This window comes from Nonomuraea harbinensis (genome assembly GCF_019396385.1).
Classification (GTDB): Bacteria; Actinomycetota; Actinomycetes; order Streptosporangiales; family Streptosporangiaceae; genus Nonomuraea; species Nonomuraea ferruginea.
Map to the genome: position 1 here is coordinate 1 of NZ_JAHKRN010000032.1, position 22,926 is coordinate 22,926.

The following is a 22,926-nucleotide window of genomic DNA, read 5'->3' on the forward strand; positions in this document are numbered from 1 at the left end:
CACGAGCAAGATCAAGAGATTACGTGGCCATCGACCAGGATTTCCGATGTCCGTCTACCGGGACCCTTCTGGCCATCTACCTGGAGTCACCTGTCCGCCGACCTGGAGTTTTAGATGGCCGCATACAGCGCCGCCATGCAGTGGCGTGATCGGTTTGTTCGGCATGGGTGGGGTGCCTATCCGCCCATGCTCTGCTGTGTCGCGAGAGGATGGACGAAGGTTGACTGCGTTCGTACGGGACGTCGTGAGTGTGGACGGCGAGGCCATCAAGGTGGTGGGGGCTCGTACCAACAACCTGCGGGACGTGTCGGTGAGCATACCCAAGGGGCGGCTCATCGCCTTCACCGGAGTGAGCGGCAGCGGCAAGACCTCGCTGGCCATCGACACCCTGCACAACGAGGCCCAGCTGCGGTATCTGGAGGGACTTTCGCCGTTCGTGCGGCAGTACATCACCCAGCGCAATCGGCCGAAGGTCGACCGCATCCTGGGACTCGGCGCGACGCTCGCGGTCGACCAGCGCCGTCTGAACCGCAACCCACGGTCCACGGTCGCCACGATCACCGGCATCGACGGGCATCTGGGACTGCTGTACTCGCGCCTTCCCGCGATCGGCGCCGACCCGGCGGAACACGGGAACGGGCCTCTGACGACCGCTCATTTCGACCGCAATACGCCGGAAGGGAGCTGTTCGGACTGCCATGGGGTGGGCGGGCGCTGGCAGGCGCAGGAGGACCTGGTCATCACCCATCCGGAGCTTCCGCTCTTCGAGGGGGCCTCCCCTTGGTACGCGAAGTGGCGGTCGGGTGAGCACGCGTTCGTGCCCGCCCTCGCCGAGAAGCGGGGAGTGGACCTCGGCCGGCCGTGGCAGTCGCTGCCTGAGGAGTTCCGTCGCTGTGTGCTGTACGGCACGGGAGAGGAGAAGGTCGAGGCCACCGTCGACATGTCGAACAAGAAGGAGACGGTCTCGGTGACGTACACCTCGAGCCAGCCGCTGCGGGGCGCGCTCGCCGAGGTGGAGCGGGTGTTCGTGAACGCCCAGACCTCCAGCGCCAAGGAGCGCTACCTGCCGTACATGCGCAAGCAGCCGTGCGGCACCTGCGGCGGCAGCGGGTACGACCAGGTGGCCCGGTCCGTGCGGCTCGGGGGGTTCACCTATCCCGACCTGATCGAGGTAGAAGTCCGGGAGGTGCGCAGCTGGGCGAAGCGCGTGGCGGACGACCTGGACGCCCGGCGGCGCGAGGTGGGTGAGCCGCTGCTGCAGGACCTGGGCCGCAGGCTGGGGATCCTCGACCGGCTCGGCCTGTCCCATCTCCAGCTGTCGCGGAGTGCGGCGACGCTGTCCGGGGGCGAGTTGCAGCGAACCCGGCTCGCCGCTCAGCTCAGTACCGAGCTGAGCGGCCTCGTCTTCGTCCTGGACGAGCCCGGGACCGGGCTGCATCCGGCGGACAAGGCGCACCTGCTCGACATCGCCCTGGAGCTGCGCAAGGCGGGCAACACGGTGCTCCTGGTCGAGCACGACCCCGAACTGATCGCCCGGACCGACTGGGTGATCGATATGGGGCCCGGTGCCGGCCGCCTCGGCGGTGAGATCCTGGTGTCGGGACCTCCCGCCGACGTGGCCGCCCACCCGGTGTCGCTGACCGGACGCTATCTGGCCGGTGAGGGGCCGCGGCTGCGTCGGACCCGCCGTCCGATCGGTGACGGAACCCGCTGGGTGGAGCTGCACGGCCTGCGCGCCCACAACCTGACCGCCGACCTGGTGCGTTTCCCCGCCGGTCGGCTCACCTGCCTGACCGGGGTGAGCGGCAGCGGCAAGAGCAGCCTGCTCGGCGCGCTCGCGGGGAGTGTGGAGGCCGCCCTGAACGGGACGATGACCGACACGGTGCAGCAGGTGATCGGCCTGGAAGGGTTCGACTGGGTCGCCGTCGTCGATCAGGCACCACTCGGGCGGACGCCGCGCTCCAACCCGGCCACCTACAGCAAGGCGTTCGACCTGGTCCGCAAGCTGTTCGCCGAAACCGACGTGGCGCGCGGACGCGGCGTCAATGCCTCCTGGTTCAGCTTCAACACCGCGGGCGGCGGCCGTTGCGAAACCTGCACCGGTTATGGCCGCAAGCTTGTCGACATGCACTTCCTGCCGGATGTGTGGGTGGTCTGCGACGCGTGCGAGGGCCGACGCTACAAGCCGGAGGCTCTGGAGATCAGGTACCAAGGGCTGGCCATCGATCAGGTGCTGGAGCTGACCGTCGCCGAGGCTGTGGAGCGGTTCTCCCGACCCCGGCAACTCGCGGAGACCCTGGGAGCCTTGAACCAGGTCGGACTCGGCTATCTCCAGCTCGGCCAGAGCGCCACAGAGCTGTCCGGCGGTGAGGCGCAGCGGCTGAGGCTGGCCTCCGCTATCCAGCGCGGCGCCGCAGGCCGCAAGGCGGGCCTCGTCGTCCTCGACGAACCCGTCTCGGGCCTGCACCCGTCCGACATCCAGCGGGTGGTGGACGCGCTCGACGTGCTGCTCGACTCGGGCAACACCGTCGTCGTGGCCGAACACGACATCCCCGTCGCCGCGTCCGCGGACTGGGTGATCGACCTGGGGCCGGGAGCCGGTCCGGATGGGGGCGCGGTGATCGCGGAGGGCACCCCGGACGCCGTCGCGTCCGCGGACACCCCGACAGCCGGTTTCTTCCGTCGGTACGCTGCGGGCCTGCCGCTCCTGGAAATGCAAGAAGGCGCGCGCTGCTGAGGGGCGGGGCGCGGTGCGGCCGCTGGTGGTGGAGCGGCACCCCAAGGGGGTTTCCCGTCCGGCGGCGTGCACCTGGGCCTCACCCAGCTCCTTGATCCGCCGATGCACGTCCTGCCGCTGCCGATAGCCGTAGGCGTCCCGTCCACGCGTGCCCATACGCCGTATCCAGCCGCTCGCCGTACCTCTTGACCTGGCCTGTCGGTAAGGCTGGCCCCACCAGCCGCCACCTGTTGTGTTCTCGCAGCTCAGGACCCGCGATAGGCGCGATCGACTCCCATCGTTAAGCCCGGCTGTACAGGTCGGCGATGGCCGCCAGCAGGTGTTGTTGCGCGGCCTGGCTGGTGGTGACGCCGATGAGCACGTTGGTGGCCAGGCCTTCGGCGAGTGCTACCAGGCTGACCGCGTGCCGGTGCGGGTCGGTGTCGCGGGCCAGGTGGCCGGCGTTCTGGTCGGCGTGCAGCAGGTCGGTCATGTCCCGGTGGAAGGCGTCATACAGCTGGCGGAGCCGGGCGGCGATCTGCCCGTCGGCCAGCGCCAGGGCGTGGAAGGACTGCCGTACGCGCATGTGGGCCTGGCTGGCGGCGTCGTAGGGGATGAGCTCGTTCAGCACCGTGGTGAGCACCAGGCGGGGCTCGGCGGCTTGCAGGTCGGCGCCGGCTTTGGCCCGGATGCGGGCGCTGGACAGCTCGTTGCCGCGCTCGAAGGCGGCTTCCAGGAGTTGCTGCTTGGCGGGGAAGTAGTGCTGCACGCGTCCGGGTGAGACGCCCGCTCGGGCGGCCGCCTCGGTCAGCGAGACCGCGGCCAGGCCGCGGTCGGCGACGATGGCGAGCACCGCGTCGGCGATCTCGTTGCGCCGCTGCACGTGCTGCGCACCTGGCCCCCTGCCCATGGACCCCTCCCAGTTTCTCGATGTGCTCACATCGGATTATATGCTGGGCCGCAGTACTGCGATGTGAACACATCGCTATACGGGAGGGGAGGGCCAGTGCCCGTCGTGTTGGCGCTGCTGTGCGCCGCGCAATTCATGGTGGTCCTGGACGTGTCGGTGGTGAACGTCGCTCTGCCGTCCATCCAGCACGCGCTCGGCTTCGACGCCCGGCATCTGGCGTGGGTCGGCAACGCCTACGCGCTGAGCTTCGGCGCTCTGTTGCTGCTCGGCGGTCGGCTGGCCGACCTGTACGGGCACCGGCGCGTCTTTGTCGCGGGCCTGGCGCTGTTCACCACCGCGAGTCTGGCCGGCGGGCTGGCCGATGCGCCCGGCGCTCTGATCGCCGCTCGCGCCGGTCAGGGGGTGGGGGCGGCGATCCTGGCCCCGGCCACGCTCACGATCTTGACGTCGGCCTTCCCCGAGGGGCCGCGCCGTACCCGGGCGATCGCCATCTGGACGGCGGTGAGCCTGGCCGGCGGCACGGCGGGCAACCTGATCGGCGGCGCGCTGACCGAATACCTGTCCTGGCGCTGGATTTTGCTGATCAACGTGCCGATCGGGCTGGCCTGCCTGGCCGCAGCCCGCCTGCTGGGCCCCGGCCGGGGGCGCGATGGCCGGCGGCGGCTGGACGTGCTCGGCGCGGTGCTGGCCAGCGCCGGGCTGGGCGCGCTGGCCTATGGCCTGTCCGGCGCGCCCGCCGCCGTGCTCGCCGGGGCCGTGGTGCTGGCCCTGTTCGCGCTGGTCGAGGTGCGCGTGGCGCGGGCGCCGCTGATTCCCCCGGCGCTGCTGCGGCCGCGGCAGGTCTGGCTGGGTAACACGGTGATGCTGCTGGCCGGGGCGTGCCTGAACCCGATGTGGTACTTCCTGACCCTGTCCCTGCAGAACGTGCTGGGCTACGGGCCGTTGCAGGCCGGGCTGGCCTTCCTGCCGCACACTGTGCTGACCATGCTGGTCGGCCTGCGGGTGGCGCCGTGGCTGATGCGCCGCGCCGACGATCGCGTGCTCATCGCCGCCGGGGCGCTGATCGGCGCGGCCGGCTTTTGGTGGCAGAGCCGCATCGCCCCCGGGCAGGACTACCTGACGGCCATCGGCGGCCCAGCCGTGCTGATCTCGCTCGGCGCGGGCCTGCTGAACACGCCGCTGACCGTCACGGTCACCTCAGGCGTGGCCCCGGCCGATGCGGGGGCGGCCTCCGGACTGATGAACACCGCCAAGCAGATCGGCGGCGCGCTCGGCCTGGCCGTCCTGGTCACGCTGACGGCGGGGCCGACCGGCGTAGGCGGCGGTCCGGCACCGGCGCACGTTCTGGCGGCCGGTTACGGGCGGGCGTTCGCCGTTCTGGCCGTGGTGCTGGTCGCCGTCGCCCTCCTGGCGGCCGCGCTGCCGCGACGGCGCGACAGCGCCCCCGACGCCCCCGACGCACCCAGCGCCCCTGGCGAGCCGGCGGATCAGCAGCCCGCCCGCTGATCGGGCGTTCCCGCGCGCCGGCGGGTCAGGCAGCACCGCCGGCCAACTGACCGGCGTGCCGCCGCAGGTCGGCGGCGAACTCCTCGGCCCGGCTCAGCTGCGTGCGCAGCACCTCGCAGCGTTCACGAGTGGCCTGCTCGAAGCGGCCCAACCTCGCCAGCAACTGCTCGCGCTCGGCCGCCTGCAGGGCCGCCGCGCCGCCGTCGTCGAGCCGGTCGGTGATGGCCAGCAGCTCGCCCATCTCCTCCAGCGTGAAGCCGAGCGGCTTCATCCGGCGGATCACCATCAGCCGGGCCACGTCCGCCTCGGTGTAGAGGCGGAAACCGCCCTGGCTGCGCGCCGAGGGTCGGACCAGGCCGACCTCCTCGTAATGCCGGATGGTGCGCAGCGACAGCTCGGTCAGCGCCGCCACCTGCCCGATGTGCATGTGATCCGCACCACGTTGCAAGGAGGGCACGGCCCCCTCCCGAGGGGCGGAAAGCGCCGCTGTGTCCATGTTTGCTACAACCTCACCGCTCGCCTGATCCGGGCGGGACGGGCAGACGACCCGAACCCCCCAACAGATCTCTACTCTAACGTTAGGGTAGAGTTGCGCTGGTTGGGACGCGGACAACGAGGTGCGCGCCACCAGCGCCGCGGCCGTCCCTTCACACCAGAGCCTGCGCCCGAGCCCAGGCCGCTGAGCAGTGGCCCCGGCCGCGAACCCTTACCGGGACTCTACGACCACGAGGTACGCATCATCGACGCGCGCACGCCCCTGATCACCGCCGCATGCTGCCCGCCATGACCTCGTCCTAGCCCGGCACCGCCGGCCGGCCTGCCCCCTTGCCGGGAGCTGGGCTGTACTTCCGGCGGCCCTCCCCCTCTTTTCTCTTTTCCTCGCCCGGGCCCGTTGGGGTCGGTCGCTGCCGTCGCCGCTGTCGACGCCCGCGCCCGACCTCCGGCAAGGGGTGTTCGCTCACGTTGAAGGAAGCTGCGCGTTGTCTCGTTCCTCCCTGCCCGCCCATCCGCCGGCCGCGCCCTCCCGGCTGTCGGCCCTGCTACGCCCCCGCCGCCCCGCCTGGCTGAGCCCGAAGGTGGCCCGCACCGAGATCCTGGCCGGGCTGGTCGTCGCCCTCGCCCTTATCCCCGAGGCGATCTCGTTCTCGATCATCGCCGGGGTCGACCCCAGCGTCGGCCTGTTCGCCTCCTTCACCATGGCCGTGGTCATCGCCATCGTCGGCGGCCGCCCCGCGATGATCTCCGCCGCCACCGGCGCCATCGCCCTGGTCGTCGCGCCGCTGGCGCGCGAGCACGGGCTGGGCTACCTGATCGCCACCGTCATCCTCGGCGGCCTCATCCAGGTCGCGCTCGGTGCGCTCGGTGTGGCCAAGCTGATGCGCTTCGTGCCGCGCAGCGTCATGGTCGGCTTCGTCAACGCCCTGGCAATCCTGATCTTCATGGCCCAGGTGCCCGAACTCACCGACGTGCCGTGGATCGTCTACCCGCTGGTCGCCGGCGCGCTCGCCCTCATGGTGGTCCTGCCGCGGCTGACCAAGGCGATCCCGGCCCCGCTGATCTCGATCATCGCGCTGACCGCGCTGACCATCGGCGCCCATCTGGCCGTGCCGACCGTCGGTGACCGCGGCGCCCTGCCCTCCTCGTTGCCGGTGCCGGGCCTGCCGGACGTGCCGTTCACGCTCGGCACCCTCACCCTCATCGCCCCCTACGCGCTCGCTTTCGCCCTGGTCGGGCTCATGGAATCGCTGATGACCGCCAAACTCGTCGACGAGCTGACCGACACCCGCTCCTCCAAGACCCGCGAGTCCATCGGGCAGGGCATCGCCAACATCGTCACCGGCTTCTTCGGCGGTATGGGCGGCTGCGCCATGATCGGCCAGACCATGATCAACGTGAAGAACGGCGCCCGCACTCGCCTGTCCACCTTCACCGCAGGCGCCATGCTCATGGTGCTGTGTATCGTCTTCGGCCCGCTGGTCTCCCAGATCCCGATGGCCGCCCTCGTCGCCGTCATGATCCTGGTCTCCTTCGGCACCTTCGACTGGCACTCCGTCGCCCCGGCCACGCTCAAGCGCATGCCCGCCGGGGAGATCGGCGTCATGGTCATCACCGTCGCCGTCGTGGTCGCCACCCACAACCTGGCCATCGGCGTCGTCGTCGGCTCGCTGACCGGCCTGGTCATCTTCGCCCGCCGCATCGCCCACCTCGCCCAGGTGAGCGCCGTCGTCGACCCCGACGGCCACCAGGTCGTCTACGCCGTCACCGGCGAACTGTTCTTCGCCTCCAGCAACGACCTGGTCTCCCAGTTCAACTACGCCAGCGATCCGGACGACGTCGTCATCGACCTGACCGACGCCCACATCTGGGACGCCACCACCGTGGCCGCCCTGGACGCCGTCGAAGCCAAGTACGCCGCCCGCGGCAAAACCGTGCGCATCATCGGGCTCAACCCGCCCAGCGCCCGTATGCACGGCGCCCTGTCCGGGGAACTGTCCGGCAGCCACTGACGCCGCCCGTGCCGACCCCACCAGCCGGGCCGCCTTGCTGGGGAGACCGAAGTGCCGAGTTGCCAACTGGCATCGGCACTTCGCCGGTTTCGGGGACATGCCGGTGCCGGTACGTCCAGATGGGACCTGCTTCGGGGAAGGAAGTGCCGCCTCCGCGTGTTCTCGGCACCTTCCACGCAGTCAGGCCCGCGGCGGCCGGCAGGCCGCCCTCTGAGCGTAGAAGAGAGACCTGAACCCCGATGGCGCGCACCCTGGACGAAGACGAACTGATCGAGCACTGGCTGCTGACCGGCCGGACCGGCCCGTCCAAGCTGGCGCTGGCGTTATGGCTGAAGTTCTTCGCCCAGCACGGCCGCTTCCCCGAGGCCGCTCCGAACTACCGGACGAGGCGGTCGCCTTCGTCGCCGGCCAGGTCAAGGTCCCCGCCGCCGAGCTGGGTCTGTTCGACTGGGAAGGCCGCACCGCCGAGCGCCACCGGGCGCAGATCCGCACGTTCCTGGACTTCGGCCACCCGCGGCGTCCGCGCCATGCTCGCCCGCTACGCCGCCAAAGCCGGCCTGACGCACAACATGCCACCCCACCGCCTGCGGCACTTCCTGTTCACCTGGCTCAAGTCCCAAGGCATCGACGACGCCCTCATCCAGCCCTACTCCGGCCATGCCAGCCGCACCTCGCTGGAGATCTACTCCAAGATCGCGCTCGGACCCGCCCAGGAAACCTACGGCGGCGTCATCGACCAGTTCCCCGTGTAAACAACCACTCACGCCCCTAGCTACCTGCGGGAATGTTGCCAGATGGCGGCTGGTGGGGCCAGCCTTACCGACAGGCCGACCTGCGACCTCAGCTGCTCGGCCAGATAGTCCACCACCGGCCACGGCACCGCTGGCGGAAGTCCTATGTACCGGATCGTCCAGATCTGGACGGCCACGCCCAGGCGATGGGAGTCCTGGCGCGATTCGGCGATCACGCCGAGCCGCTCGTGCTCATGGCAGTGGCCCGGATCCTGGCGGCGAAGACGCTCTCAGCCGAGCCGCAGCTCCGCCGCGACCGCCCGTTCCCGCAGCTGCGCGGCCTCGGCGCGGGCCGCCTCCAGCTCGGCACGCACGTCCTCCAGCCTCGACCGCTCCACCCGCAGCTCCAGCAGCGCCTGGTCACGCTGCCGCACCGCGGCGGCGGCCTCCTTCTCGACCCGCTCCCGCTCCCGCCGCACACTCTTCTCGACCTTGGCCGTCTCCGTCTCCGCGGCCTTGCGCGCCCGCGCCACCTCGACGTCCGCCGTCGCGCGCGCCTGCTCAGCCGCCTGCCTGGCCGCGGCGGCCTCGTTCAGGGCGATGGCCCGCTCCCGCTCGGCCGCCGCGGCCGAGCGCTCGGCGCTCTCGGCACGCGCGACGGCCCGGTCACGCTCCTGCCCCGCCGCCTCCGCCCGGGCCAGCGCCCCCGCGACGTCCCGTTCGGCCTGCTCACGGGCACGCACGGCCGCCGCCGTCTCCTCACGGGCGCGATCACGCTCCGCCACCGCCCGCTCGACGTCCTGACCGGCCCGTACGGTCTGCGCCCGCGCCTCCTCAGCCCTGACCTCGGCCGCCTCCACCCGCTCGGCCAGCTCCTGAACGGCCTGGTCGCGGGCCCGCTCGGTCATCTCGACCCGGCGGAGCGCCTCCTCGGCCCGCTGATCGGCCGCCTCCGCGCGCCGGCCCGCCTCCTCGGCCGCCTGGAGCGCCTGGCGTTCGGTGCTCGCCGCTTCCCGCAACGCGGCCAGCGCCTGCTCGCGCGCCCGCTCGGCGTCGGCGAGCGCGGTGTCGCGCTCGGCCTCGGCCTCCTCCGTGCGCGCCCGCATCTCCTGGGCCTGCCGCCGCGCGTGCTCGGCCGCCTCACGGGCCAGCCGCACCTGCTCGAACGCCTGCTCCCGCTCGGTACGCGCGATGGCCACCCGGGTGTGCGCCTCGGCCTGAACGGCACTGATCCGCGCCTCGACCCCCGCCGGGCTCAGCTCGTCGGCCAGTGCCCTGGCCAGCGGCTCGATGGCCGCCGACAGACCGCTCTCCATACGCTCGTACAACTGCTCGGCCCTGGCCAGCGCCCCTTCCAGCCCGGGCGTGGCCCGCCGCAACTCCCGCTCCCGTTTGGCGGCGGCCTGGCAGTCACCGTCGGGACAGTATTCCTTCGGCCTCCCTCTCCCCCGCCTCTGCTCGATCGGCGCCCCGCAGTGCTTGCACGGCGTCACCACCACGTCGGTTTCCGTCACGCCAGGATCCTAGCATTATTGATTTTCTGGAAAACAGTATTCAGAAAATCAGTTCTGTTGCGTACGAGACGAGCACAGGTTACTTGCGAGAAGGCAACATTCCCGCAAGTAACTATCCGAGACTCCCTCCATGGCCAATCTCCTCATCATGTGATCTTCACTGTCTTGTCTCACGAGGTCTGTGGGACCAGCCACTTAAATTTCATGGACGTTCGCCACACCCCTTCAGTGGGTCGGTCAGCTGATTGCAGCTGTGACGCGCAGGCTGAATGTCAGCGGAAACGCTGAGCTGTGACGCGGCTCGCGAGTACGAGGCAGTCGACACGTTCGATGCCCTCAACCGCAACCCCTATCGGGCTCACTATGGATCCGTCACAGTTGACTGCCAGGAGAGGGGGAGGTGCAGATTGCGACATCTACTCGCAAGCCTCGGCGCGCTGGCGCGATCCGCGCGCCGAGCTGCTGGCCGGGGACGCCTACACCGCGGCCAAGGGCAAGGTGCTGACCGACCTGCGGCTGCCCGGATGTCGGCGACCGAGCGAAACAGGCGGGCGGCGTCGGCGATGCGGATGGTGTCGCCGACTGCGGCCTCGTGCAGCAGCTTGGTGAACCCCGCCCGGTCCAGGGAGAGCTGGCGGCTGGAGGTGGCCGGGTCCTCGTAGACGGGGGCGCCGGAGGCGATCAGCGCGGCCAGGGCGTGCCGCTGGCGGGCGTCGGTCTGCTTGTCGGTGGAGTGTCGCAGGTAGACGCGGTCGGCCTGTCCGATCAGGTTCCTTCCCCGCAGGGTGGCCCGGGAGGTGTCCGGCGGGCTCTGATGCCACTTTGGGGGGCGAAAAGGAGGGGCGGAAGTGGGTATCGGATCTGATTGGATCGGCGTCCGGTTTCGGCAGGTCGGACGCTGGGTCCTGATTGGATCAAGCTAGGGGGCGTAGTCGGTCGATTGCGCCCCCGCTCGCCATCGGCTTGGCACGGCGGGGATCACGCTCTCGTCGTGCCGCCCCCTGGGAGATCGTTTCTCGAAGCACACCTGGACCTCGATGATGACAGGCGTCGCCGTGGCTATCTGGGGTTGTTCGCATCTTTTCGCAGGGCAGGGAGATGTGATCTTGCCAGGCACGTAAAGGCACGTTGACTGGCATGCTGGGGTGAACGCGTGTTCAGGTCGTGGTGATGTTCGTTCGATGCCTGTCCGCGGGGCCCGGTCAGCGCAGCGGCTCGCCATAGCTGAAGGTGCCCGAGCTGCAGGCCGTGAGCAAGTCGGCGCGCTTCAACGCGGCTGGCTGGTGGGGTGTGCCGGCTGGGTGGCTGCCAGGCTGGTCAGGAGCTTGAGCCGCTCTTCGGAGGTGCTGCCCGGTTCCGTGGTGTAGATGGTGAGGTCGTACACTGTCCGGCTGGAGATGGGCAGGTCAAGGGACTGGTAGGTCAGCTCCAGGTCGCCGACCTGCGGGTGCCACAGCCGCTTGCCGCCAGCGTGGCGGATGCGCACGTCGTGGGCGGCCCACTGGCCGCGAAACGCGGTGCTGAGCGTGGACAGCTCGCCGACGAGGTCGCGTAGCGCCCGGTCGTGGGGCTCGCGTCCGGCCTCGGCGCGCAGCAGCGCGGCGCTGATGCCGGTGGCCGTGTCCCAGTCGGCGAAGAACCGCTGGGAGCCCGGGTCGAGGAAGATGTAGCGGGCGAGGTTGGCGCGGCCGTGCCGGGTGGTGGCAGGGCTGTCGAAGACCGGCGCGAGCAGGGCCCGAGCCAGCGCATTGTGGGCGACGATGTCCTGGCGGCCGTTGCGTACGAACGCCGCCGACATCGTCATGGAGTCCAGCAGCCACTGGACGCGCGGCGGGACCTGGACGTCCTTGCGGCGCGAAGGTGCGCGGCGGGCGGGCCGGGCGGCCTGGGCCAGGTCGAACAAGTAGGTGCGTTCGTCCTGGTCCAGGCGAAGGGCCTGGGCGACCGCGTCGAGTACCTCTTGCGATACGCCGCTGATGTGGCCCTTCTCCAGCCGGGTGTACCACTCGGTGCTCACACCGGCCAGCAGCGCGACCTCCTCGCGGCGCAGCCCGGGGACCCGGCGCCGACCGCCGGTGGGCAGCCCGACCTGCTCCGGAGTGAGCTTCGCGCGCCGGATGGCGAGGAAATCCCGGATCTGGTCGCGGTTGTCGGGCCGGTCGTCCATGCTCCCACGGTAACCGCAGGGTTCGCGCAGGCGCCGACGGTAAGGGGGTTGAGCTTATCCCCCCCATAAATGCGCTCTGTCTCGCGTCCGGCCAGGAGGGTTTCCTGGGATCAGCGAATCGAACGCGACCTGCGACACGGAGATGGACCCTGTCCGACCAGCTTTTGTAGTGGTGATCGGGCCGCCCATCACCGTCGACGCCCTCCTGTGATGCACCACCAGGACCTCCAGCACCCGGGAGTATGACCATGACGGGCAAGACCGTACTGATCACTGGCGCGACCAGCGGCATCGGCGCCCACACCGCACGATTGCTCCTCGACCGCGGCCACCGCGTGGCCGTCACCGGCCGCGACGAGACCAAACTCAAGTACTTCCTCGATGAGACCGGCCACCCCGACCGGCTGCTCGGCATCATCGCCGCCGCCGACTGGCCGGCCACCCAAGCCGCCGTGACCCGCACCGTGGCACACTTCGGCGCCCTGCACCCGCGGTGGCCAACGTCGGCTTCATCCCCGCCGACCACCCACGCACCATCGCCGACGGCGACCCGGAACTGTGGGCGCCCATGGTCCTCACCAACGTCCTCGGCCCCGCCCTGCCTCACCTCGAGACCACGGGCGGGCGGCTGGTGCTCATCGGCAGCGTCGCCGGCCTGAAGAACAGCCCCGCCAACCTCTACTCCGCCACCAAATGGGCCGTCACCGGCATGGCCGAGAACCTGCGGATGTACGCCACCAGCCGCGGCGTCGGCGTCACGCTCGTCAACTCCGGCATGACCGACACCGCCTTCTGGCAAGGCGGCGTCCCGCCCTTCGCCCTGTCCCCCGAGCCCATCGCCAAGGCCATCTGCTTCGCCCTCGGCCAGCCGGCCGACGTCGACCTCAACACCCTGACCATCCGGCCGGTCGGCCAGCCCGTCTGAGGCAGATCTGACACCCTGTGGCATCGCAGCCGGTCGTGAGCCGTGGTGTTCCTATCGGAAGCGAGACAGCCACCCCGGCAGGTGGCCAGAGATCTCCTGGTCAAGTCTGCGGATAGTCCGGCTCCATTTCCACCGCATGAATCTCACCTGCAAAGGAGAAGTCCATGAAACGCATCGCCAAGCGCGCGGCCCTGGCCACTCTGGCGTCCGTCGCGGTGACGGCCTCACTTGCCGTCGTCCTCCCGACGGCGGCGTACGCGATCGATGAGGTCCCGTGCGGCGACCGGACCGACCTCGTGCGCGCCACAATCCACGCAACCAGCAGCTCGTCAGTCGACTACTGTTACGCCAACGCCGGTGAGGACATGTACGCCCTGAACATCTGGTGGGTCACCCGGATCTCGACCGGTAACAACCGCGTCCAGTGGTACGGGGACGGAAGGTGGCAGCCGGCTCAGCCGATCCCGAAGTGGACCGTGTTCACGTGGCCGAACCATCCCGGTGGGGTCCGCATCCAGGGGATCAGGATCCTCTGAACTGCCGGCGATATCGGGGCGGCGATCCTGCCCGATCGCCGTTCCGGCCGGCAAGGCCCCGGGGCACAGCCCCGGGAAAGCCGGGCTCCCACATTGAGGTCGCGAGTTCGCGTCACCGCCACTGACATCAACTGGCTCTGGCTCACTCACGATGATCAGCTACTCAGGGTGAGCTCGGCGAGAGGATCCCGGTGCTGTTTCTCGTTATCGCGATCTTGTAACGGACCCCACACGGAGATGGCCGCTCGTCAACGATCTGGTTTGTCGAGAACCTGATCACCGACGAGCGGCCGTGGGGATCATTGTGCTGCATGCTTCGGCAGGCGAGAACGCCTGCTGCCTTCGTTTGTTCTGCCCCGCGCTGCGGGAGATGGATGTCCTCAATGTTGAGGACCTCGGTGACACCATGCTGATCGCGGCGCGCACCGTGGCGAGTGAAGCCCCATGCCCGAAGTGTGGGCTGCCCTCGACCCGGGTGCACAGCCGGTATCGCCGGACCGTATGGGATCTGGCGACGGGCGGGCGGGCGGTCAAGGTCGAGCTGGAGGTGCGCCGCTTCTGCGGCGAACCCTCTTGCGACCGAGAGATCTTCGCCGAGCAGGTCGGCGGGCTGACCCGGCGGCATGCCCGTCGCAGCACCGCCCTACGCACTCTTCTCACCTCGATCGCGATAGCACTTGCCGGGCGAGCCGGTGCCCGCATGGCCTACCTGGTCGGCGTGCCGGCCAGCCCATCCACGCTGCTACGGACACTGCGGGCGTTGCCCGATCCCGAGATAGGGAAGGTCACAGTGCTGGGCGTCGACGACTTCTGGTAATGGCAGCGGCGGGCGCGGGTCTGATGCCGACGTCGCCACCGTGAGCAGCGGATCCGGCGGCTGGCAGGGTGCCGGGGCTGGGCGAGGTGGGCGTGCAGACGCCGGATCTCGTTGACGGTGAGCGGGATCAGCTCGCCGGAATCGTCACCGTTCGTACTGTCAGGTCGCGATCGTCCCGGTCGGCAGGGCCCCTATGTGGCCAGGCCCGAAAAAGCCTCTCCCTGTGCTGATGCCTGTTGCGCCGGGCGGGCCAGCGCCGCCACGCCCGCCTGCAGGCCGCCCTCGACCGCCAGGCCGCCGGTCAGAACGTCCCTCTGGACGTCCCCGACGTCCGGCAAGAGGACATGGCCGCGTTCACCGCCTGGTGCTCCAGACAGGACCGGACGGCGCTTCGGCCACCGCCAACAACCGCGTCAGGCACCGCAGCTTTCCATGATCATGCGCCAGGTGATCTGAGACATTCGACCTGCCACGCCATGATTCTGGGACCGCCATGACTCCGGATGTCTCAGTCGACTTGGCGTCCACCAGGTCACACCTTGTCGCGCACGCCAACTCGATTGAGAAGGGACAGCATCATTCACGATTGCGCTGCGAACAGCTGCGACAACCTCTCGCTGAGCTGGTCGTAAGGGCCTTCGGCGGCGACGCGTCCCTCCTCCAGCAGCACGATGTGGTCGGCCTGCCGGATGGTGGACAGCCGGTGCGCGATGACCAGCGTGGCCCGGCCCGCGGCTGCTCGCTGGAGCTCCTCGGTGAGGCGGGCCTCGTTGTCGGGGTCGAGGTTGGCCACCGCCTCGTCCAGGACGAGCACCGGCGCCCGCGTGGCCAGCGCCCGGGCGACTGCCACCCTGGCTCGCTGGCCGCCGGACAGGGTGACGCCTCGTTCCCCGACGGGAAGCTCCGGGTCGACGGTGAGCTGGGCGGTACGTAGGGCACCGGCCACGTCAGCGTCGGGCGCGCCGAGTCGTACGTTCTGCCCGATCGTGCCGGCGAACAGGTGTACGTCCTGTGGCACCACGGTGACGTGCCGGTGCGGCTCGGCGATGTTCGGCAGTGGCACGCCGCCCACCAGGATGCGGCCGTCATCCGGATCCCAGTGGCGCAGCAGCAGTGACACGCAGGTGGACTTGCCCGCTCCTGAGGCGCCGACCAGGGCGACGGTCCTGCCGTACGGGATGCGGAAGGACACCCCGCACAGCACGTCCGGCCCGTCCTGGGTGTAGCGGAAACGTACATCCTCGAAGATCACGTCCGGCTGGGTGGCCACCTCGCGGGCGTCTCGTGGCGGGGGCACGTTCGCGGGCGCGGTGACCAGCGTGCGCACCCGGTCGGCGGCGGCGCGCAGTGTGCCGTACTCCTTGAGCAGCAGCGCCACCTGGGCCGCCGGGCCAAGAGAGCCGGCGGCCAGCACCATGGCCACGGGGGCGTCGGCAGGGGTCCGGATGACCGTGACGACCAGGAGCAACGTCCCCGCCGCCGCGACGGCGAGAAGCAGGTCGGTGAGGGCCGCCTCCAGCCCGCCGCGGGCGGCGTTCGCCGCGTGGGCGCGGGCCAGCCTGCGGGTCTTGCGCGCGAGCAGGTCCCGCCGGCTTTCGAGCGCGCGGAAGGCGGTGAGCTCGCGCATGCCCTGGACGGTGTCGACCACGTCGGCGGTCAGTTCGGCGGTGGCGGCACGCAGTTCGTCACCGTGCCGCCGCGACGCCTTGCGCAGCCACAGGGGAACGGCCAGCACACATGCGGCCAGCGGGAGCGAGACGGTCAGCAACAGGGGGTCGATCATCGCCGCGGCCACGCTTCCGGCCGTCAGCACCGTGCCCGCCGTGATGAGCTGTGCAAGGGTGTGCGCGAACAGCCATTCCAGGGTTTCGATGTCCGACAGCGCGGCCGCCGACAGGTCGCCGCTGCGGCGGCCCAGCAGGCGGGCCGGGGTGATCCTGGCGACCGCGTCGTACACCTGCCCCCTGAGTCTGGCCAGCACCAGGTACGCCAGGTCGTGCGCGACGTAGGTCTCCCACCAGGCGGCCAGCGTGGCCACCACGACCAGCGAGCCGAGCAAGGCGCCGGCCAGGTCGAGGGGCGCGATGTGGCCGGCGATCGCCCGGCCGGCCAGCCAGGCGCCGGTCACGGCCGCCCCGAGCGCGGCCAGCTGGCCGAGCAGGTTCGCGGCCAGGGTGGAGACGAAGGCCCGGCGATGCGCGCCGACGGCTCCCGCGAGCCAGCGGATGGACGGGTTCATGCCACTGCCTCCAGGACGGTTCCGTTCTCCAGGGTCACCACGTGGTCGGCCTGCCGAATGGTGTCGGGGCGGTGGGCGATCATCAGGCAGGTACGGCCCCGCCGCACCTGCGAAAGGGCCTGCTCGGTGCGCGGGTCCACGTGCGAGGTGGCCTCGTCGAGCACCAGGACGGGCGCGTCTGCCAGCAGCGCCCGCGCGATGGCCAGGCGCTGCCGCTGCCCGCCCGAAAGCGTCGCGCCGCGCTCCCCCAGAGGCGTGTCGTAGCCGCCGGGCAGCTCGGTGATGAAGTCGTGGGCGGCGGCCAGGCGGGCGGCGGCGATCAGTTGCTCGTCGCCGGCGTCCGGCCTGGCCAGGCGCAGGTTCTCGGCCACGGTGCCGTGGAAGAGGTAGGTGTCCTGGGCGACGATCGCGACGCCGCCGCGCAGGGCGTCCAGGGAAAGGTCGCGTACGTCGACGCCGCCGATGCTGACCCGCCCCTCGTCAGGGTCGTGGTGGCGCTGCAGGAGAGCTGCCAGCGTGCTCTTGCCCGCGCCCGACGGGCCGACCAGGGCGACGGTGCGGCCCGGCTCGACGGTGAAGCTGACCTCGCGGACGGCGGGCCGCTCGGAGCCCGGATAGGCGAAGGTGACGCCCTCGAACGTGATGGCAGGTGGCGTGGGGAAGTCGTGCCGCGTTCCCCGATCCGCGACGGCAGGGGAGGCCGCCAGCAGGACCTCGATGCCGTCGACCGCCGTTATCCCGAGATATCCGGCATGCCAGGCGTTGGAGAGATTCTTCACAGGACGGAAGCACTCGACGGCGATCACCAGGACCGCGAACACCTCCCACGCGCTGCCCGAGGTCGTCGCGGCGAGAACGGCCCCGGCAGTGCCCGCCTGCACGAAGAACGCGCTGACCCCGGTCTCGACAAGGGAGACCCTGAGCTGACGCATCGTGGTCAGATAGAGATCATGGGCTCGCCCGGCCAGCCGCGTCCCCAGGGTGCCGACCGCGCCGAAGGCCCGCAGCGTCGCCACGCCCTGCATCGCCTCCAGGTAGTCCGAGGCCAGCGCGGCGAACGCGGCCCAGCGGCCACGTCCCCGCCGCAGCAGGGTCGCGTCCCAGAACCTGGGGATGGTCAGGACACCGGCCACGGCGGCGGCCAGGACGGCGGCCGCTGCCGCGTTGACCGTGAACAGCCAGCCGGCCAGCGCCACCGGCACGCAGAAGGTGACCACGACCTGCGGAAGGTAGCGGCTGAAGTACGGGTCGAGCCCTTCCACGCCATCCACCAGCGTGGTCTGCACATTTCCCGTGCGGGTGCCGGTCAGGTGGGCGGGGCCCAGCCGTCCCAGGTGGACGATCAGCCGGTCGCGCAACCTGGCTTTGATCAGCCCGCCCGCCCACACGGTCACCGCCTCTCTGGCCCACAAGAGCGCCGCCCGCACCGCGATCACCGCGAAGACCCAGGCCAGCAGGCGCACCGCGGCCGGGGTGTCACCGCGGATCAGGGCTGCCAGGGCCGCGGTGAGCAGAACCGCCTGGGTGACGTACGCGGCGCTGACCGCCAGGCCAAGCGCCACACAGGCCGCGCACGGCCCCCGCACGCTCCCGGCCAGCTGCAGCAGCCGGCGATGAATGATCAACGCGCTGTCCTCCGAGTCCCTGAAGCACACGATGTGCCGACTTGATGCGAAGCGAGAGTAAATGATAACTATTTTCATTGTCCATTTCGACAATGATTTTCACTACTGGAGGCCCCATGCGCTACGGCGCTTTCTCCATCGGCGGATACCACGCCCGGCCTGCGCTGAGGCGATGCCTCCTCGCCCTGATACCGCTCGTCCTGGTGGCGTCCTGTGGTCAGAGCGCCCCCCAAGCCGGCACCACGGCCACGGCACCTCCACCGGCCGCCACCGCGACCGCTGCCCCGGTCTCCCCGGTCCGCGCGGCCTTGACCATCACCGACCCGCACGGCAAGAGGTTCACACTGAAGAAGAAGCCCGAACGCGTCGTCTGCCTGACCGGCCTGTGCGACGACGCCCTCGTCGAGCTGGGCCTGACCCCTGTGGCCACGACCACGCCCGGCCTGCTCTCCCACTCCGCCTACCTGGGCGCGAAGGGCTCCGACGTCCCGGTCATCCCCGGCAGCTTCGGCGGCGAGGACGTCGCCAGGATCGCCGAGGCGAAACCGGACCTGGTGATCGGCCTCGCCGGTGTGCACGACCAGCTCAGGACCGCCGTGGAGAAGTTCGCGCCGCTGTGGGTGGTCCAGGTCAAGTCGTACGACGACTCCATCGGGTACCTGCGCGCGCTCGCCCAGCTCACCGACCGCGGGCAACAGCAGGCCGAGGCCGAGACCCGCTTCCGCGCCAAGCTCGCCGACGGAACGACCCGGTCCAAGGCTGCCGGGCTGGACAAGACGCCGGTCCTGGCGATGTACGGGGGTACCTCCCTGGGCGTCAACACGACCGAAGACGTGCTGGGCCACTTCATGTCGCAGTTCTTCGCCTACCCCTGGCCCAGCAAGGGCGGCGGCTTCGAGACCGCGCAGGCCTACAGCATCGAGGAGATCCTGGCCAAGGCCCCTCAGATCATCTTCATCCAGTCTTTCGGCACCAAGGTCAGCGACCACTACAAGGACAACCCGGTGTGGAAGCGCGTTCCCGCCGTATCGGCCGGCAAGGTGTTCGAGGTGCCGACCGAACTGTGGGCGTCCGGCCGGGGCACCAGGGCGTTCGGCATCATCCTGGACGAAGCGCTCGCCAAGGCCGCCGGGTGAGCGCTGCGCTCGGCGCGCGTCCGGTCGCGCCTTGGGCGACCGGCCTCGGCCTCGCCGTCGCGGCACTGGCCGGCCTCTGCCTCGGCACGCCGTTCGTGGCTCCGCAGGACCTCCTCGCGATGGCTCCCGAGTCGATCGCGCACCTCGTGGTCTGGGAACTGCGCGTGCCCCGCGTGCTGATCGGCCTGGCGGGCGGCGCGGCGATCGGCACGGCCGGGCTCCTGCTGCAGGAGTCCCTCAGGAATCGGCTGGCCGTGCCTGAGATGCTCGGCGTCTCGACCGGGGCCGCACTAGCGGTGAGCGTATGCGTGATCTGGACGCTGCCCGTGCCGCCCTCGCTCTACCCGCTGGCGGGCCTGTCCGGCGCCGCCCTCGGCGGGCTCGTCACGCTGGCCGCGGCCCGTTCGGGCCGCAGCGCCGGAGGCGTCCTGCTGATCGGCGCCGCCGTCTCGACCGGCATCCAGGCGCTGCTGCTGGCCGTGATGGCTACCGCCGACCGCCTTCAGTACGACATGCTCTTCCGCTATCTCGTCGGCAGCCTGTCCGGTCTGATGTGGGAGCAGGCCTCGGAGACACTGCCGTGGTTCGCCGTCGCGCTCCCCCTCGTCGTGCTGTGCGTCCCCGCGCTCAGCCTGCTGCGCCTCGGTGACGACGCGGCCGCCTCGCTCGGCAGCCGGGTGAACCTCGCCCGTCTCGGGGTGCTCGCGGTGGCCACCCTGCTGATCGGCGCCGTGACCGGGCCGTGCGGCCCGATCGCGTGGGTGGGTTTCCTGGCGCCGGTGCTGGCCAGGCGGTTGCGCCCGCACGCGGGAGCCCGGGGCTGGCTTCCATGGTCGGCCGCGCTCGGGGCTCTGGTCACCGTGACGGCCGACCTGGCCGCCCGGCTGGCCTTCGATCCGGTGGAGACGCCTCTCGGGGCGTGGACGGCGCTGACCGGCGTGCTGGTGGGGGCCGTACTGCTGCGCCGGCGGGCGACCTCATGACGTCGGCGAGGCCCGCTCGGGGTGTCGCGGCGGCGGCCCTGCTCCTGGCGGTCGCGGCTGTGCACCTGCTCGCCTCCGGTCAGCCGCTCGGCGCGATCACCGGCCTGCTCGACGGCGCCGCGGACGGCCAGGCGGAGAAGATCGTGTGGGAGCTGAGCGTGCCGAGGCTGCTCACCGCCCTGCTCACCGGCGCCGCCCTGGGCGTCGCCGGATACGTGCTGCAGGCCACGCTGCGCAACACGCTGGCCGCGCCCGAGTTCTCCGGAGTGAACCCCGGCGCGGTGCTCGGCATCCTCGGCGGGCTCACCCTCGGCCTGTTCCCCGCCGGCTCCGCGGCGGGGGCGCTGCTCGCCGCCCTCGCCGGGGGCGCGCTGGGCGGCGGGCTCACCTGGCTGCTGTCGGCGGGCCGAGACCCGGCCGGCCTGGTGGTGCACGGCCTGCTCGGCAGCGCGCTGCTGGCCGGGCTGACCACGATGCTGCTCGCCTACCAGCCGAGCAGGTTCGGCAACGCGCTGCGCTGGCTGATCGGCTCGGTGGAGGGAAGGGTGTGGGAGCACCTGGCCCTCACCTCCTGGTGGATCGCCGGCGGCATCGCCGTGGCCTGGGCGTGCGCGGGCATGCTGGCCGTCCTGTCGCCCAGCGACGACCACGCCGCCTCGCTCGGTGTGCACCCCGGCCTCGGCCGGGCCGTCGCACTGACCGTGGCGATCATGCTTACCGCCGGCGCGGCCAGCCTGGCGGGGGCGATCGCCTTCGTCGGCCTGGCCGCCCCGCATGTCGCGCGCAGACTGGGCGGCCGCGTCCGCACCGTCGCCGTCGTCGGCGCCATCGCGCTCGCGGGCGCTGACAGCCTCGCCCAGCTCGCCGGGCAACTCCTCGACGGCACGCACCGGCTCGGCATCCCGACCGGCGTGATCACCGCACTGGCCGGCGCCGCCGTCCTCATCAGACTGGGAAGATCACAATGAGCGTCAAGGTCGAGGACCTGCACTTCTCGTACCCCACCCGCCCCGTCCTGACCCGCATCGACCTCACCGTCGAGCCCGGCGAGTTCGTCGCCCTGGTCGGCGTCAACGGCTGCGGCAAAAGCACGCTGCTGCGCCTCATCGCCGGCCTGCTCAGACCGTCGTCCGGCAGGATCCTGCTCGGCGGGGCGGAGCTGACGTCGCTGTCGCGGCGGCAGGTGGCGCGGCGGCTGGCGGTCCTGCACCAGAGCCTGCCCCCCGTCCCCGCGATGACCGTGCGCCAACTCGTCCGCCAGGGCCGCTATCCCCACCAGGGACCGTTCGGCCTGCTGCGGGAGTCGGACTCCATGGACGAGGCGCTGGAGCTGGCCGGGGTCGCCCATCTCGCCGACCGCGTCCTCGACACGCTGTCCGGCGGTGAGCGTCAGCGCGTCCGGCTGGCGCTCGCCGTGGCCCAGAACACCCGCATCCTGCTCCTGGACGAGCCGACCGCCCATCTGGACATCCGCCATCAGCTCGAGGTCCTGGAACTGGTGCGCGCCCTGCGTGAGATCCGCGGACTCACGGTCGTGACCGTCCTGCACGAGCTGGACCATGCGGCTCGCTTCGCCGAACGCATCGTCGCTCTCCACGAGGGACGGGTCTGGGCCGACGGCCCACCGAAGCACGTGATCACACCGGAACTCCTGGCTGACGTGTTCGGCGTGGCCGGACGGGTGGTCACAGACGAACTGCACGGGTCACCCCGCTGCCTGCTCGACGCCGCCCTGTAGCCGCTGCCGAGACCGCGTATTCGCAGACCAGGTGGATCTTGCTGGTCAGCCCGCCGCGGGATCGGCCGAGGGCGTGATCTGCCGGCGAGCCTGTGACGAGCCCCCTTTACGGGCACCGGCGGCGTGCTGGTGCGCACGCACGATGGTCGAGTCCACCGCCACCAGCCCATCGACGTCACCGTGCGCATCCGCCCGGCCCTGCACCGCATGCGGCATCGCGGGGAACGTTGCTGTCCCTGGCCCAGCGCCGGAACCGCGTGTACAGGCTCTGCCAGGACCCGTACCGGGGCGGAACGTCCCGCCATGCCACACCGGTACGGATCTTCCACGTATCGGCTCCCGTACGGATCTGGCACGGCCAGTAGTTCTACAGAAGGCGCCCGTAGCCGGGGACGGCATGCTCTGAGACATGCAGAACGTGGACATCTGGAGTGAAGAGTTCGGCGCCGCGACGGACACGCCGATCCTGCTGATCATGGGTTCGATCGCAGGACCGCCGGACGCTCATCGACGGCATGATCGCCGAGCAGCGGATCCTGCACGGCACCGGACTGCCGTTCGACGAGGACGAGGCCCGCCGGTTGCAGGAGCGCGTCCACGACCGGGCTCGCGACCTGTCGGCTGTGGCCAACCACCGGCTGGCCGCGGCGGCCGACCCCGGCTTCGAGCCAGCTGGCGTACTGGACCAGGTGAAAGCGCCCACGCTGGTCATCGAGGGCAGCCACGAGCCGGTCAAGCCAGGTCACGGCGCGATCATCGCCGAGCGGATCCCAGGGGCACGGCTGATGATCGTTGCGGGCATGGGGCACACGCTGCCACCGGAGACCCACCAGGAACTGGCCGACGCGATCCTCGCCCACACGGCCGAGTGAGGAA

General features: G+C 70.7%; 20 protein-coding genes and 2 pseudogenes. 13 read left to right on the forward strand and 9 right to left on the reverse strand.

Annotated features, from left to right (window positions below; genetic code table 11):
* Positions 1–220 precede the first annotated feature (220 nt).
* Positions 221–2,737, forward strand: coding sequence for an excinuclease ABC subunit UvrA (locus KME79_RS28455; RefSeq protein WP_246640586.1), 2,517 nt, complete (start codon positions 221–223; stop codon positions 2,735–2,737).
* A gap of 280 nt (positions 2,738–3,017) precedes the next feature.
* Here the strand turns inward: KME79_RS28455 and KME79_RS28460 are convergent, their stop codons facing one another.
* Entirely contained in the window at positions 3,018–3,626 is a 609-nt protein-coding gene (locus KME79_RS28460; RefSeq protein WP_219547349.1) for a TetR/AcrR family transcriptional regulator, read from the reverse strand.
* Positions 3,627–3,731: 105 nt separating this feature from the next.
* Between KME79_RS28460 and KME79_RS28465 the strand changes: the two genes are divergently transcribed.
* Positions 3,732–5,132, forward strand: a complete 1,401-nt coding sequence (locus tag KME79_RS28465) for an MFS transporter (protein ID WP_372452483.1) — start codon at positions 3,732–3,734, stop codon at positions 5,130–5,132.
* A 25-nt stretch (positions 5,133–5,157) separates the two neighbouring features.
* Here the strand turns inward: KME79_RS28465 and KME79_RS28470 are convergent, their stop codons facing one another.
* Positions 5,158–5,559 (reverse strand): MerR family transcriptional regulator, encoded by a 402-nt coding sequence (locus KME79_RS28470; RefSeq protein WP_219547350.1) that lies wholly within the window; start codon positions 5,557–5,559, stop codon positions 5,158–5,160.
* 601 nt (positions 5,560–6,160) lie between these two features.
* Here KME79_RS28470 and KME79_RS28475 point away from each other — a divergent pair.
* Positions 6,161–7,639 carry a SulP family inorganic anion transporter gene (locus tag KME79_RS28475; RefSeq protein ID WP_219547500.1) on the forward strand — a complete coding sequence of 493 codons (1,479 nt, stop codon included), beginning with the start codon at positions 6,161–6,163 and terminating at the stop codon, positions 7,637–7,639.
* A 239-nt stretch (positions 7,640–7,878) separates the two neighbouring features.
* Positions 7,879–8,391: a tyrosine-type recombinase/integrase gene (locus tag KME79_RS47740; RefSeq protein WP_246640587.1), complete on the forward strand. Its 513-nt coding sequence runs from the start codon at positions 7,879–7,881 to the stop codon at positions 8,389–8,391.
* Positions 8,392–8,411: 20 nt separating this feature from the next.
* Here the strand turns inward: KME79_RS47740 and KME79_RS28485 are convergent, their stop codons facing one another.
* The 4 genes from KME79_RS28485 to KME79_RS28500 all read right to left on the reverse strand — a co-directional run bounded on the left by KME79_RS28485 (position 8,412) and on the right by KME79_RS28500 (position 12,051).
* Positions 8,412–8,606, reverse strand: a complete 195-nt coding sequence (locus KME79_RS28485; protein WP_219547352.1) for a DUF4158 domain-containing protein — start codon at positions 8,604–8,606, stop codon at positions 8,412–8,414.
* A 54-nt stretch (positions 8,607–8,660) separates the two neighbouring features.
* The gene (locus tag KME79_RS28490; protein ID WP_219547354.1) at positions 8,661–9,884 is read right to left on the reverse strand and encodes a coiled-coil domain-containing protein; all 1,224 of its coding nucleotides are present in this window, start codon (positions 9,882–9,884) and stop codon (positions 8,661–8,663) included.
* A gap of 361 nt (positions 9,885–10,245) precedes the next feature.
* Entirely contained in the window at positions 10,246–10,794 is a 549-nt protein-coding gene (locus KME79_RS47525) for a recombinase family protein (protein WP_219547504.1), read from the reverse strand.
* 357 nt (positions 10,795–11,151) lie between these two features.
* Entirely contained in the window at positions 11,152–12,051 is a 900-nt protein-coding gene (locus tag KME79_RS28500) for a helix-turn-helix domain-containing protein (protein WP_219547356.1), read from the reverse strand.
* Between the two features lie 248 nt (positions 12,052–12,299).
* Here KME79_RS28500 and KME79_RS46555 point away from each other — a divergent pair.
* The 4 genes and pseudogenes from KME79_RS46555 to KME79_RS28515 form a co-directional block, all read left to right on the forward strand.
* Positions 12,300–12,509: pseudogene (locus KME79_RS46555) on the forward strand (SDR family NAD(P)-dependent oxidoreductase); the annotation flags it as partial.
* A gap of 35 nt (positions 12,510–12,544) precedes the next feature.
* Positions 12,545–12,976, forward strand: coding sequence for an SDR family oxidoreductase (locus KME79_RS28505; RefSeq protein WP_308249084.1), 432 nt, complete (start codon positions 12,545–12,547; stop codon positions 12,974–12,976).
* Positions 12,977–13,140: 164 nt separating this feature from the next.
* Complete coding sequence (locus KME79_RS28510) at positions 13,141–13,512, forward strand: beta/gamma crystallin domain-containing protein (protein WP_219547358.1); 372 nt, start codon at positions 13,141–13,143, stop codon at positions 13,510–13,512.
* 292 nt (positions 13,513–13,804) lie between these two features.
* Entirely contained in the window at positions 13,805–14,329 is a 525-nt protein-coding gene (locus tag KME79_RS28515) for a transposase family protein (protein WP_219547360.1), read from the forward strand.
* 580 nt (positions 14,330–14,909) lie between these two features.
* Here KME79_RS28515 and KME79_RS28520 read toward each other — a convergent pair.
* On the reverse strand, positions 14,910–16,568 hold the full coding sequence (locus KME79_RS28520) for an ABC transporter ATP-binding protein (protein ID WP_219547362.1): 1,659 nt from the start codon (positions 16,566–16,568) through the stop codon (positions 14,910–14,912).
* On the reverse strand, positions 16,565–18,193 hold the full coding sequence (locus tag KME79_RS28525) for an ABC transporter ATP-binding protein/permease (RefSeq protein ID WP_219547364.1): 1,629 nt from the start codon (positions 18,191–18,193) through the stop codon (positions 16,565–16,567). Before KME79_RS28525 ends, KME79_RS28520 begins: the two co-directional genes overlap by 4 nt.
* 116 nt (positions 18,194–18,309) lie before the next feature.
* Here KME79_RS28525 and KME79_RS28530 point away from each other — a divergent pair, with 116 nt between their 5' ends.
* From KME79_RS28530 to KME79_RS28545, 4 genes are read left to right on the forward strand one after another with little or no spacing between them, the layout of a single operon-like run.
* Positions 18,310–19,329: an ABC transporter substrate-binding protein gene (locus KME79_RS28530; RefSeq protein WP_219547366.1), complete on the forward strand. Its 1,020-nt coding sequence runs from the start codon at positions 18,310–18,312 to the stop codon at positions 19,327–19,329.
* Positions 19,326–20,312 (forward strand): FecCD family ABC transporter permease, encoded by a 987-nt coding sequence (locus KME79_RS28535; protein WP_219547368.1) that lies wholly within the window; start codon positions 19,326–19,328, stop codon positions 20,310–20,312. Before KME79_RS28530 ends, KME79_RS28535 begins: the two co-directional genes overlap by 4 nt.
* Positions 20,309–21,280, forward strand: a complete 972-nt coding sequence (locus tag KME79_RS28540; protein ID WP_219547370.1) for a FecCD family ABC transporter permease — start codon at positions 20,309–20,311, stop codon at positions 21,278–21,280. Before KME79_RS28535 ends, KME79_RS28540 begins: the two co-directional genes overlap by 4 nt.
* Complete coding sequence (locus tag KME79_RS28545; protein ID WP_219547372.1) at positions 21,277–22,050, forward strand: ABC transporter ATP-binding protein; 774 nt, start codon at positions 21,277–21,279, stop codon at positions 22,048–22,050. Before KME79_RS28540 ends, KME79_RS28545 begins: the two co-directional genes overlap by 4 nt.
* A gap of 19 nt (positions 22,051–22,069) precedes the next feature.
* Here the strand turns inward: KME79_RS28545 and KME79_RS45405 are convergent.
* Positions 22,070–22,378: pseudogene (locus tag KME79_RS45405) on the reverse strand (transposase); the annotation flags it as partial.
* Positions 22,379–22,565: 187 nt separating this feature from the next.
* Here KME79_RS45405 and KME79_RS28555 point away from each other — a divergent pair.
* Positions 22,566–22,922, forward strand: coding sequence for an alpha/beta fold hydrolase (locus KME79_RS28555; protein WP_219547376.1), 357 nt, complete (start codon positions 22,566–22,568; stop codon positions 22,920–22,922).
* Positions 22,923–22,926 lie beyond the last annotated feature (4 nt).

Coding starts and splice junctions, on each gene's coding strand:
- KME79_RS28510 (WP_219547358.1), top strand. CDS start 13,141: ATGAAACGCATCGCCAAGCGCGCGGCCCTGGCCACTCTGGCGTCCGTC.
- KME79_RS28470 (WP_219547350.1), bottom strand. CDS start 5,559: ATGCACATCGGGCAGGTGGCGGCGCTGACCGAGCTGTCGCTGCGCACC.
- KME79_RS28540 (WP_219547370.1), top strand. CDS start 20,309: ATGACGTCGGCGAGGCCCGCTCGGGGTGTCGCGGCGGCGGCCCTGCTC.
- KME79_RS28460 (WP_219547349.1), bottom strand. CDS start 3,626: ATGGGCAGGGGGCCAGGTGCGCAGCACGTGCAGCGGCGCAACGAGATC.
- KME79_RS28520 (WP_219547362.1), bottom strand. CDS start 16,568: ATGAACCCGTCCATCCGCTGGCTCGCGGGAGCCGTCGGCGCGCATCGC.
- KME79_RS28500 (WP_219547356.1), bottom strand. CDS start 12,051: ATGGACGACCGGCCCGACAACCGCGACCAGATCCGGGATTTCCTCGCC.
- KME79_RS28545 (WP_219547372.1), top strand. CDS start 21,277: ATGAGCGTCAAGGTCGAGGACCTGCACTTCTCGTACCCCACCCGCCCC.
- KME79_RS47740 (WP_246640587.1), top strand. CDS start 7,879: ATGGCGCGCACCCTGGACGAAGACGAACTGATCGAGCACTGGCTGCTG.
- KME79_RS28555 (WP_219547376.1), top strand. CDS start 22,566: ATGATCGCCGAGCAGCGGATCCTGCACGGCACCGGACTGCCGTTCGAC.
- KME79_RS28530 (WP_219547366.1), top strand. CDS start 18,310: ATGCGCTACGGCGCTTTCTCCATCGGCGGATACCACGCCCGGCCTGCG.